Raw genomic sequence first — 13,819 nt, forward strand, 5'->3', positions numbered from 1 at the left:
ATGTTAAAGCAAATTTACATAGCATCTGTATTTTTGTTGATTTTACTGTCGACAGTAGGTTGTATTCATAAAAAAAAGACGATTGAAGTTAATGTCAACCAGCAAGAAATAGCTAATAAAAAGGATATTAATAATCCTGTAATTCGTCATATACGTACTGCAGATCCTTCAGCGCATGTTTGGAAAGATGGTAAAGTATGGATGTATACATCACACGATATGGAAGATGCTACATTCTACGACTCAATGGATGGTTACCACGCATTTTCTTCAGCAGATATGGTAAATTGGAAAGACCATGGAGAGGTGCTTCATTCTAGAGATATCCCTTGGGGTGTTGGCGGATGGATGTGGGCACCAACAGCTATTTATAAAAATAACAAATACTATTTACTATATCCTCATTCTGTAAAAGGAGTAAAAGATGATATGCGTTGTGGTGTTGCTGTTAGTGATGTACCAGAAGGACCTTTTAAATATTTGGGTTGGATAGAAGGTGTTGAAGGGCAATGGTTAGATCCATGTGTTTTTACCGATGATGATGGGAAAACCTATTTATATTGGGGTGTTAGAGAGCCAAAAGTAGCTCTATTAAAAGACAACCTTTTAGAATTGGCAGAAACCCCAAGAACCATTGAATATGGAAGTAATAATTTTTTTGAAGCTAGTTATATGCACAAGCAAAATGGGAACTATTATTTTTCATTCAACGCTGGTTTAGGAGGTTTTTATGCTATGGGAGACAGTCCGTATGGACCCTTTGAATATAAAGGAGGTATCAACCCAAAACAAAGACAAGACCATCATTCTATAGTTGAATATAAAGGGCAAAACTATTTCTTTTATCATGTACAAGATTGGAATGGCGGTACAAAATATAGAAGAAACACTTGTATAGAGTATTTGTATTATAATGAAGATGGAACAATTAAAGAAATTTATGCAACCAAAACAGGAGTTAAAAAAATCAAATAAAATTAAATTAAACTAAATGAAAATTAATAAATTACTAAGTATAGCTTTGCTAAGTGTTATAGCACTAGTAAGTTGCGAGAAATCAAAAAAAACAGCTGAAGTAAAAAAGCAATCAAAACCAAACGTTGTTTACATTTTAACCGATCAGTGGAGAGGTTCAGCTTTAGGTTATGCAGGTGATCCAAATGTAAAAACACCTAATCTTGATAATTTTGCAAAAGAGGCTGTAAATTTTACAAATGCGGTTTCAGTTACTCCTGTTTGTACACCTCACCGTGCAGCGTTACTAACAGGTAGGTTTCCTACTTCAACGGGAATGTTTTTAAACGATATTTATTTGCCTTCAGAAGAGCTATGTATGGCTGAAATTTTTAAGGCTGAAGGATACAATACTGCTTATTTAGGAAAATGGCATTTAGATGGTCATGGCCGATTAAATAACGTAATTCCTGAAAGACGTCAGGGGTTTGATTATTGGAAAGGTTTAGAGTGTTCGCACAATTATACGAAGATGCCTTATTATGAAAATGACGATCCTGAAATGAAATATTGGGAAGGTTATTCACCAAATGCTTTAACTAAAGATGCCAATAAATATTTAAGCGATCACGCTAAAAGTGATGACCCTTTTTTATTGTTTATATCAATAGCAACACCACATTATCCTCATAATAGCGCTCCTAAAAAATTTAAGGATATGTATCCTCAAGAAAGCTTAAAGTTAGCTCCAAATGTTTCAAAAGAGTGGGAAGAGAGAACACGTAAAGAATTGCAAGGTTACTATGCTCATTGTACAGCTACAGATGAAGCTATTGGAACGGTTTTAGATAAAATAAAAGAATTAAATTTATTAGAGAATACCATTGTTGTATTTTCATCAGACCATGGTGAAATGATGGGAGCGCATGGTGTAAAACCTTTTGTAAAACAATTGGCTTGGGATGAGGCGCTTAGAGTTCCTTTTTTAATTAGTTACCCTTCAATAGGAAAAAATAAAGGAACAGTTGTAAATGCACCAATCAATACACCAGACATACTTCCTTCATTATTAGGTTTGGCTAATATTAAAATTCCAGCAACTGTTGAAGGAGAAAATATTGCTACATTAATTAAAAATCCAGATCCAAATGCTGATCGTGCAGCTTTGGTAATGAATGTGAGTCCTTTTGGTTCAAACATAAAAGATTCAGAATACAGAGCTATTAGAACTAAGCAATACACTTATGCAAAAACTCCTGAAGGAGCAAGTGCACTTTTTGATAATTTAAGCGATCCTTATCAAATGAATAACTTATTAAATAAGCCTGAAGTTAAAGAGATTCAACAAAATTTGGATCAACAATTAAATGCAGCATTAAATGATATAGGAGACGAATTTAAACCCCGTGATTTCTATATGAAAAAATGGAACTATACATTTGATAAAAAAAGAAATGCTATTGATTGGAGGGCTTGGAATGAAGGTAAAGGAGTTTTACAATCTCCAATAATGAAATAAAATAGTTTTGAAATTTTTGAAGAAAAACATTTAAATACTATTGCTGTTTTAAAAAATAGGTTGGCTTTAAAAGCGCAACCTATTTTTAATATTTATATACAATTTAATGAGGAATTTAGGATTTATTTTTTTGATTTTGCTAACTATATCTTGCAAAACCAAAGAACAAAAGGTAAAAGTTGAAAAGCCAAATATTCTTTTCATTGTAGCTGATGATTTGGGTTATTCAGATCTAGGTTTTATGGGGAGTGAATATTATGAAACACCTAATATTGATGAAATCGCTGCTAACGGAATGGTATTTACCAATGGGTATGCAGGTTGCCAAGTATGTAGCCCGTCACGAGCAACATTGTTAACAGGTCAGTTTACAGCAAGGCACGGAGTTACAGATTGGATTGGCGCTCCCGAAGGTGAAGCTTGGCGTACAAAAAACCGCTACACTAAAGTGCTTCCTGCAGCATACAAACATCATATAGATACCAACATGGTAACATTGCCAATGGCTTTGAAAAATGCAGGATATGCAACTTTTTTTGCTGGTAAATGGCATTTGGGAGACGAAGGTTTTTATCCTGAAAATTATGGATTTGATATGAACAAAGGAGGGTACCATAGAGGAGGTCCTGCAGGTGGTTATTTTGCGCCTTTCAACAATCCAAAATTAGACAATAAAGAGCCAGGCGAAAATCTTTCTATGCGGTTGGCTAAAGAAACGGTAAATTTCATAAAAGCTTCAAAAGACAAACCATTTTTAGCGTATTTGTCTTTTTATGCGGTACATGGACCTATCCAAACTTCAAAAGAAAAATGGGAAAAATACCGAGACAAAGCTATTGAAAATGGAGTTGCTGAAAAAGGTTTTGAAGAAGGTGATTTATTGCCTATGCGAAAATATCAAGACAATCCTGTTTATGGAGGTTTAGTTGAAACAATGGATGATGCTGTTGGAATGGTTTTAAACGCACTCAAAGAAACAGGTTTAGATAAAAATACCATCGTTATTTTTACTTCAGACAATGGTGGGGTAACGTCTGGAGATAACTATTCAACCAATAATCTTCCGTTAAAAGGCGGTAAAGGTTATCAGTGGGAAGGCGGTATAAGGATTCCGTATGTTGTAAGCGTTCCTTGGATGCATCAACAAGCTGAACAAAGTAATATTCCTGTTGCAGGAAGCGACTTTTTTCCAACAATACTAGACCTTGCAGGTTTGCCTTTGCCATCAAATGCACAGGTAGACGGTAAAAGTATTGTTCCCGTTTTAAAAGGAAATACATTGGAAGAGCGCCCGTTATATTGGCATTATCCGCATTATGGAAACCAAGGTGGAAGGCCTGTTTCTATAGTGAGAAAAGGAGATTGGAAACTCATTCATTTTTGGGAAGATGGGCACAATGAATTATATAATTTAGTTAAAGATATTCATGAAGATAACGATTTAGCCAAACTTCAACCAGAAAAAACAACTCAGATGTCCAAAGCACTCTTAAACTGGTTAGAAGAAGTTGGAGCTAAATACCCAGAACCTGATCCACTTTACGATGCAATAAAAGAAAAAGAAGCCATCGCAAAAAAGAAAAAGAATATGTTTAATTATCATGAAACGCTTCGTAAAGATATGTTGCAGAATGATTGGCAACCTAATAAAACCTGGTGGGGAAGTATTCAAACTGTAGACTAGTGTTTTATAAAATATGTTAAAATAGGAGTAATAAATCTTAATATGTTCTTAAACTCCAAGTTTTAAGCTTTAACCGCATAGTACAGGATACAATTCTTTGTTGATTAAGTTATTTTTAGACCTGTTTAAAAAAACTTAAAACCAGTAACATGCAAAACCGCTTATTATTTATTACAACATTTTTAATAATTACCTTTTACAGTCAGGTAAATGCTCAATTAAAATATACAATTAACGAATCGTGGCATTTCGTTAAAGACAATTCTATACAAGATATCAATCAGTTTAATTCGCAAAAAGACAAAGCAGAATTGGTTGATATTCCACATACTTGGAATGTTGAAGATGTGACTGATGAAGAAGAAGGTTTTTATCGTGGTGCAGGATGGTATACCAAAGAGGTGAGAATTCCAACTTCTTTTAGTGAAAAAGAAGTATTTCTTTTCTTTGAAGGCGTGGCAACTGCTGCTGAAGTTTATGTAAATAACAAATTAGCCAGCACACATATTGGAGGTTTTACACGTTTTGTAGTACCTGTTTCAGACTATATAAAATTTGACAAAGCAACGGAGTTTACAACGTTTAATGTTACAGTTAAAGCAGACAATTCAGACAATGAAGATTGGCCAGCATTGCACGCCGATTTTACTTTTTTTGGTGGAATGTATCGTGATGTAAATTTGGTAGTTAGAGAAAAAGTTCATTTTAATATTGAAGAGGATGCAGCAAATGGTGTTTTTATAACTACACCAAAAGTATCTGCTGAAAGCGGAGACATCAACTTAAAAGTGAAGATTCAAAATGATGAAACTTCAGCTAAAAAAGTAAAATTGGTAACAAAAATTTATGGTCCAAACCAAGAATTGGTACAAGAAAAAACGGCTTCATTGAAATTAAAAGCAGGTATTTCTAATGAATTCAATTTAGAATTAAAACCAGTTTCAAATCCTCAATTATGGTCAACAGATTCGCCTAATTTGTACAAAGTAGTTTGTGAAATTTACGATGCAAAAACAAATCAAAAATTAGACGAGTCGGCAAATCCTTTAGGTTTCCGTTGGTTTAAGTTTGATGTAGATAAAGGTTTCTTTTTAAATGGAGAATACTTAAAATTAATTGGCACCAACCGTCACCAAGATTATAAAGACATCAGCAATGCGGTTCCAGATCATATTCATGTTGAAGATGTTTTGTTGATGAAAGCGATGGGAAGTAATTTTTTACGTATTGCGCATTATCCTCAAGACCCTGCTATTTTAGAGTTGTGCGACCGTTTAGGTATTATTACAACAGTTGAAACGCCAATTATTGATACAGTTACCGAAAGTGAAGGGTTTACAAAAAACTGTTTAAGTGCACAATTAGAAATGATTCGTCAAAATTACAATCACCCAAGTTTAGTTATTTGGGCATATATGAACGAAATTATTTTGCATCCTAAATTTAAAAACGATAAAGAGCGTTATAAAATTTATACAGATTATATTGTTGAATTGGCACAAAAAATTGAAGATTTAACACGTGCTGAAGATCCTTACAGATATACAATGATTCCGAATCACAACAGTGTAGAGCGATATAGTGAAGCTGGTTTGACGGATGTTCCAATGATTGTTGGTTGGAATATTTACAATGGATGGTATGGTGGTTCATATACATTGCTTCCAGAGAGAATTGAAGCAATGCGAGCTAAAGTAAAAAAACCAATGATTATTACAGAGTACGGTGCAGGAGTTGACCCAAGATTACATACTTTGTACCCAACACGTTTTGATTTTACACAAGAATATGGTGTTGAGTATCATAAATACTATTTAGAATACTTCGCTAAAAACGATTTTATTGCAGGAGCAAATGTGTGGAATTATGCCGATTTTAATTCTGAAGGACGTATTGATGCGGTTCAAAGTATCAATAATAAAGGATTGGTTACTTTAGATCGTACTCCAAAAGATGTATTTTACTTTTATCAAGCTTCGTTGTTAAAAGAACCTTTTTTAGCCATTGCTACCAAAACTTGGGGGCAGCGTACGTATGTTGAAGACAAAGATGGATCGGGTATTTCAACAATGCCTGTGCAAATTTTCTCTAACCAAAATGAAATTGAATTAGTATTAAATGGTAAAAGTCTTGGTGTAAAAAAAGTAGTAGATAAAATTGCTGTTTTTGAAGTACCTTTTGTAGATGGTACCAATCAATTAGTTGCAAAAAGTACAAACGGAATTTATCTAGAAGATTTTTCAGCCATTCGTATCAATGTACTTCCAATTTCATTAAAGAATTTCCCTGCTAGTGGAATCTCAATCAATGTTGGAGATCAACGTTTCTTTTACGATGATCAAATTAAGCAAGCTTGGATGTTTGATAGAGCTTATACTGAAGGAGGTTGGGGGCATATAGGTGGAGAACCTTATGTTAGACCTGTAAAAAATGCGCAACAACCTTATGGTGCTAAAAAAACAATCAAAGGAACTAAAAATGATCCGCTTTATCAAACCCAATTAAAAGGCATAGAGCAATATCGTTTTGATGTACCTGCAGGTGTATACGAAGTGAAACTTCATTTTGCTGAATTAGAAGGTACAAAGGCAAAACATTTACCGTATGATTTAACAGAAGAAACCTTAGAAGTAGCAAAAATTACAAATCGTACATTTTCAGTGATTATCAATGGAAATAAAGTACTTGATAAAATGGATATTTTAGGACAGTATGGAGAATATAGAGCTGTAAAAATTAAATCTGAAGTAAGCGTAAAAGACGGAGAACCATTAATCGTTGATTTCAAAAAAATTGTCGGTGAACCTGTATTGAATGCAATTGAAATTTATAAAAAATTATAAAAACAGAACTGTTAATTCAACTATTACCATCTTAGTTTATGTACTAAGGTGGTAATATTATAAATAGCAAAACCAAACCTAATGCAAACAAAAAATACATTATTAATATTATTTTTATTTAAAATAATGTTATTGTCTTCACAATCTTTACAGCATCCAGTTATTTGGACAACACCAGCTGAAAAAACCGATGTGTTGGCTAAAATTCAAAATTACGATTGGGCAAGTAGCATTGTTACAAAGGCTAAAGGAACCATTGAGGCTAAAGTGAATACGCATATTACAAATCCACTTACAATTCTTAATACAATACCAGCATTAGCAGCAGATGATAATTTATCTGAATCAGCGGCTAGTTCAGCTAATGCAGGACACGCTAAGGCACTTAACTATGCATCCTATGCCGCAATGGTATATTATGTAACCGGAGAAGAAAAATATGCACAATTTGCAGCGGATATTTTATGGTATTATATAGAGCAACTTTCAACAAGAAGCCCTAGTAATACAGCAATGAGTGGAAGTCATTTTTATGACCCTAGATCAGGATATGCTCAATTTGCGATAGCTTATGATTTTATGGTGAATTACTTAAAAACACCTGGTACACAAGTGTATAGTAAATCTAATGGGTCTCAGATTGCCTTTGATAATGTAAAAGCTCAAAAAGCTGTTTATAATATTGCTATGAATGCTTTACATGAACATGGAGGTACAGATACTAAATATGGGAAAACGGTAAGTAACCACCCAATATTAAGAGCGCCTGGAGTTTTATTTAGTATTCTTTGCATTGAAGATGATACCGAAAGAGAAAGAATGTTTAATGTATTTTGGAATGTAGGTACAAGTCAACAAAACTCTTTCACAAAAACCATTTTACCAATGTTTGGCGAACAGGGTATTTGGCCTGAAGCGGTTAGTTATAGTTTTATGCAAAACGTTACATTGGTACTAAATTTAGTAGACAAATTGAAACCAGAATTAAATGTAATGAATAATAATACGCATATTCTGGATGGAAATTTTCTATTTGATAATCTAAGAATGCCAAACAGACGTTTTGTACGTTATGGAGATTCTCATAGAGATATTGATAAAACAGGTGAAATATACAGATATACCTTAAATTTAGCCACTAGAAAAGGGTATACTAATTATATTGACAAAGCAAAGGTAGCTTTAAGACAAGGTTATGATGCCGAAGGAGGGTATAACCCTATTGTGCCAATAACCACTTTTGGAAATTATAGAGCTTTTGATCAATTATTTTGGGGTATAGATATTCCAAAAGTAATAAGTGGAGCAATAGACTTTCAAAAACCAACGGTTGTTATTAAACATGCGGGAGTTGCATTACAACGTAATTATGTTGAAGAAAATAACGAGGATTATGGACTTTGTGGAATTATTGGAGGTGCACACTATGTACATTCACATGCTACAGGTATTACTATGGAACTGTATGGTGCCGGTTATATAATGGCAGCCAATGCAGGATTACCTAAAACACTTGCTGAAAGAAAAGAACCTGAACACGAAAACTATTTTTGGAGACATGCGGGTAACAATACAATGATTGTAAATGGAGAAACCCATGGTAGGCAGTCTGGTTCTTGGAATACAGATTCTTATTTATGGATGAATACTACCGTAAATGTTGCTGCTGAACCAAAACATTTAGAAGATCCTATCAACCCAAATTTCAGTTTTGCTACTCAGTATTTAGATGATAAAGTAAATAATGAACAATCTAAACGAACATTAAGTACCATAAGAACAAGTGAAACTACGGGCTACTATTTTGATATGTTCCGTTCAAAATCATTGGAAACAAATAATTTTCATGATTACATTTATCACAATTTAGGTGATGCCACTAATATCTCAACAGTGGATGGAACACCATTACCAGTTTCACCAACAACTAGATATCAAAATGATATAGGTGATTTACAAAAGTCACCAGGTTGGCGATTTTTTGAAAATACAAATGTAACAGCATCAACCAATGAAGCCATTAAAGTACGTTTTGATTTAAATGAAACCAATACGTATATGAATATGTTTGCTCCTGCAGGCGTAGCGCGTGAATATACCAAAGCACTTGGACCTGCAACTCGTGAAGCAAAAGGTGGCTATATCAATAAAAAAACACAAATTGTTGCCATCAGACAGCAAGGAGAGGCCTGGAACTCACCTTATGTGCATATTTTTGAGCCTTCAAAATCTACAAATACCAGCGTTAAGTCTGTAGAACATTTATACCGAGGTGGTGTTATTGTTGGTTCAAAGGTAAATAGTCAGGTTGGTGATAAAGTAATTACAGATTATGTAATTTGTCAGGAAGATGCATCTAAAATTGTTAGTATACCTGAAGCAGGAATTAACTTTACTGGTCATTTTGCTGTTGTGCGTTATGAGCAAATTCTAGATAAAGCCTACGTTACCTTGTATATTGGTGAAGGAACAAGTTTATCTTACGGTGAACATGCGCTTCAGGCCGATGCTAGTAAAAAAGGACAACTTGTTGTTGAAGTTACAGCAGATATTAGTAGAATAGTTGGGTTTAAAGATCTTTCTAATAATCAAGAAGTCGCAAAAGGATCTAATTTAGATGTTGAAGCAATTATTGGTTCAGATTTTACAGAGGCTACCTTGTTTGTTAATAATGTAAATGTAGGTACTAAAATAGGAGCGCCATATGTATGGACTTCAATTCCTGAATTAACAAATATGACTGAGTTGTCATATTTACTTAAAATTGTAGCTAAAGATGCGCAAGGTGTAACTAAAGAAAGTTCACTTACTGTATTAACACCAAATCAATGGGCATATACTACTAATAGTTTACCACATCCAATTCCTGGTAGAATAGAATTTGAACATTATGATAACGGTGGAATTGATATTGCTTATTGGGATAAGAAAAATCAAAATAGTTCATCTTTTAGACCTGATGAAATGGTTGATATCAATTCAGCAGGAACACAGGTGCGCGATATAAAATCAGGTGAATGGTTAGAGTTTACTGTAAATGTTGAGCAGGCAGGTAATTATAGCCTAGATGTAAGGCATCAAACAAGACGAAGCCCTGTATTTAAACAACTTACAGTTTCTTTTCCAGATGAAAACCTTACATTTTTAAGTGATATTGTACTTACTAATACAGGTTCTGGAAGTTTTTTAACAGAGACCATAGGTAATTTTGATTTAGAAGCCGGAGAGCATGTACTAAGGTTTAGTTTGTTAGATTATGGGTTTGATTTAGATTATTTTGAATTAAAGCTTGAAACATTGTCTATAGACGATCCTATTAATTTAAAACAAAAAATAAAAATATATCCAAACCCAACAAGTAGTTCATTTACAATTAATGTAGGTGAAATTGATTTGGAAAATGTAAGTGTTTATAATATGTTAGGTGTAAAAGTATATACAAATAATGCAAGTCAGGAAAAACTAATAATAAACACAAAAGAGTACAATATGAAAAGCGGATTATACCTGGTGGTAATCACAGATCAGCAAGGAAATAGCTATACGCAAAAATTAATTGTACAGTAATTATTAAATAAACCAATAAGTTCTTTTGAAATAAAATAGAATCTATTGGTTAAAAATATGTAGTTCTATAAAATTATTTTATAGAACTACATATTTTAAATTTTAAGTCAAGCAGAATATCTAAGAGTTCAAAGCAACTTAGATTTAAGGTTTCGTAAAACAAAAATATCGATTAGTAAAAAATAAATTCTTAAAAGTAGTATGAAAATTAGCAAAATAATTAAAACCTATTTAACACTTGCATTTGTATTTTTTTCAATGCAATGTTTTTCACAACGTACAGAAATTAATTTCAATAATAATTGGAATTTTATTTTAGATGATCAAGATGCATTTTCAGCAAAAGATTTTGATGCTAGTTCTTGGGATATTTTAGATGTTCCGCACGATTGGTCTTTTGAAAAAGGGGTTCGAAAAGGAGGAGATCAAGGGCAAGGTGGTGGCTATCACGATGGTGGTATTGGTTGGTACCGAAAATCGTTCAATATAACTAAAGAAAGTCTTTCAAAAATAACCTACATTAATTTTGATGGTGTTTATATGAATAGTGAAGTTTGGATTAATGGCATTTATTTAGGTAAAAGACCTTATGGTTATATAAGTTTTCGCTACGATATTTCTAAATATTTAAATGAAGGGCAAAATACCATTGCTATAAGAGTAGATAATAGCTTAGAACCTTCAGCGCGTTGGTATCATCCTTGTGGTATTTATGCCGCAGTGCGTTTAATTGAAGTTAACAATTCGCACATTGCTCCAAATGGTGTATTTGTAACGACACCTAAAATTGAACATTCACAAGCTTCAGTAACTGTAAAAACTACTTTTGTAAATGCTTCCGAAGGGAAAGAGTGTAAGGTTAGTATTTTATCTTCTGAAGGAAAGGTTTTAACTAAAACAATACAAAAAATTGAAGATTTAGAAAGTACCATAAATCTTGAAGTTGAGCATCCTAAATTATGGAGTCCAGAAACACCAAATTTATACAAAGTAATTACCCAATTAGTTGATGGTAAAAAAGTAATTGATCAGGTTGAAACTACGTTTGGTTTTAAAACTGTAAAATGGGAAACAAAAACGGGTTTTTGGTTGAATGGAGAAAACGTAAAATTAAAAGGTGTTTGTGAACACTGGGAAGGTGGTCCTGTAGGTGGCGCTTGGACAAAACCAATGTTACGTTGGAAATTACAATCTTTAAAAGATATGGGTATCAATGCCATTCGTCCATCGCACAATCCAACACCACCAATGTTTTATGACATTTGTGATGAAATTGGTTTGCTGGTTATGGATGAAATTTTTGACGGTTGGCACAAAAAAGCCCCTCAAGATTATGGTAAACAGGCTTTTGATGCATGGTGGAAACGCGATATAACTGAGTGGATTACAAGAGACCGCAACCATGCAAGTATTTTTGTTTGGAGTTTAGGAAATGAAACGCATAGTGATATTGCACCTGAATTGGTAAAATTAGGACGTAGTTTAGATGATACAAGACTGTTTACTTCAGGAGCTGGAAACTCTGAAGATATGGATATTACGGGTGTAAATGGAGGTTCTGAAACCAAATCGTTTATAGAAAATAGAACCTTTGATAAACCATTTATTTCTACGGAAGCGCCACACACTTGGCAAACACGTGGGTATTATAGAACACAAACATGGTGGAGAGACAATGAGTTACCAGGAACATATGAGTTGCCAAATTTAACCGAAAAAGAAATTTTCTTTTATGAAGGTATCAACCCTAAAAACTGGAAAAACAGAAAGCAAAGTTTCAATTCTTCTTATGATAATGCAACAGTAAGAGTTTCAGCAAGAAAATATTGGGAAGTCATGCGAGATCATCCTTGGCATAGTGGACATTTCCGCTGGACAGGTTTTGATTACTATGGTGAAGCAGGTTTAGTACATGGTGGTTTGCCTTTTAATTTATTTATGGGTGGAGCATTGGATGTTGCTGGTTTTAAAAAGGACTTGTTCTATTTTTATCAAAGTCAATGGACAACAAAAACCATGCTGCATATGTTACCTAGTTGGACTCATCCAAGAATGGAAAAAGGAACTGTGATTCCGGTTTGGGTATATTCTAATGCAGATGAGGTTGAATTATTTTTGAATGGAAAGTCTTTAGGTAAAGACAAACCAGGGACCGTTTGGAATGAAATGCAATGTGAATGGATGGTTCCTTATGAAGAAGGAAAGTTAGAAGCAGTAGCTTATATCAAAGGAAAAGAAGTAAAAAGAACAACTTTTAATACAAGTGATCAACCTTCAAAATTAAATAATACGATCTCAAAATTAGCAGCTGAAGATAGCTTTAGAGCTAGTTATATTTTAACTTCAGAAGGTATTGATGTTAATGGAAACCTATTTCCTTATGCTGAAAATAAAGTGTATTACAATTTACAAGGCGATATTGAAAAAGTATCTATTGAAAATGGAAATCCTATCGATCCTACAAGCCGTACAAAAGCTGATTATAGAAGTTTGTTTTTCGGGAAAGTACGCTTGTTTATGGAAGAAAAAGCAGCAGCTAAAAATGCTTCCATAATTACAGCTGCTATTTTAGGTGATAAAGCGTTGTACGTTTCAAACAAAATAAGTATTGATGCGCAGCAAATTGCTTTATTTGGAACATCTAAATTTTCTGATTTAGAAATTTTGTATACCGTTAACGGAGAAAATCCAGCTACTTCAGGAATCGTTTATAAGAAATCATTTACTGTTTTAGAGGGTACTACTGTAAAAGCAGTGGTAAAACAAAACGGAAAAGTTGTTTTAACTATGGAAGAAACCTTTGGTAAAAACGAAGGGTTGTTTTGGGGTGATGAACACTCTAAAGATATGTGGATTGGTAGAGGCATAAATATTTCTGCAGAAGAAGGTATTCTTGAAGGTGGAGCAATAGTAAGTGATGCAGCACATCGTTATAAAGGAAGTGGATTTGTGCGATTTGATGGTAAAGAAGGTGCCATTACATTTTATCAAGAAAACGACGGTGAAGAAGGTGATTACAGTATGCGTTTTAGATATATGCACAACAACGAAGGGAAGTTACATCCTATGAAATTATATCTAAATGATGAGTACATAAGAACACTTGAATTTAAACCAACTGGTGGTTGGGAAAAAGAATGGAAATTTGTTCCTGCCATATTAAGACTTAAAGCAGGAGCAAATAATATTAGGATAGAAACTACAGGAGAAAGTGGTCCTTTTATTGACGAATTATTTGTTGATTAATTACTG

6 protein-coding genes are annotated in these 13,819 nt (G+C 33.5%); all 6 read left to right on the plus strand.

What is annotated here, in order from left to right; genetic code table 11:
• The 6 genes from CHB67_RS14720 (at position 1) to CHB67_RS14745 (ending at position 13,813) form a co-directional block, all read left to right on the plus strand.
• The gene (locus CHB67_RS14720; RefSeq protein WP_089382557.1) at positions 1 to 975 is read left to right on the plus strand and encodes a family 43 glycosylhydrolase; all 975 of its coding nucleotides are present in this window, start codon (positions 1 to 3) and stop codon (positions 973 to 975) included.
• Positions 976 to 991: 16 nt separating this feature from the next.
• Positions 992 to 2,473 (plus strand): sulfatase family protein, encoded by a 1,482-nt coding sequence (locus CHB67_RS14725; RefSeq protein WP_089382558.1) that lies wholly within the window; start codon positions 992 to 994, stop codon positions 2,471 to 2,473.
• A 136-nt stretch (positions 2,474 to 2,609) separates the two neighbouring features.
• Positions 2,610 to 4,157: a sulfatase gene (locus tag CHB67_RS14730; RefSeq protein ID WP_245813562.1), complete on the plus strand. Its 1,548-nt coding sequence runs from the start codon at positions 2,610 to 2,612 to the stop codon at positions 4,155 to 4,157.
• A gap of 149 nt (positions 4,158 to 4,306) precedes the next feature.
• Entirely contained in the window at positions 4,307 to 7,000 is a 2,694-nt protein-coding gene (locus CHB67_RS14735) for a glycoside hydrolase family 2 TIM barrel-domain containing protein (protein ID WP_089382560.1), read from the plus strand.
• 81 nt (positions 7,001 to 7,081) lie between these two features.
• A complete protein-coding gene (locus CHB67_RS14740; RefSeq protein ID WP_089382561.1) occupies positions 7,082 to 10,567 on the plus strand; it encodes a T9SS type A sorting domain-containing protein in 3,486 nt (1,161 codons plus the stop codon).
• 201 nt (positions 10,568 to 10,768) lie between these two features.
• Positions 10,769 to 13,813, plus strand: a complete 3,045-nt coding sequence (locus CHB67_RS14745) for a sugar-binding domain-containing protein (protein WP_245813563.1) — start codon at positions 10,769 to 10,771, stop codon at positions 13,811 to 13,813.
• Positions 13,814 to 13,819 lie beyond the last annotated feature (6 nt).

Source organism: Lutibacter agarilyticus (assembly GCF_900188235.1).
In the GTDB taxonomy this organism is placed as follows: domain Bacteria; phylum Bacteroidota; class Bacteroidia; order Flavobacteriales; family Flavobacteriaceae; genus Lutibacter; species Lutibacter agarilyticus.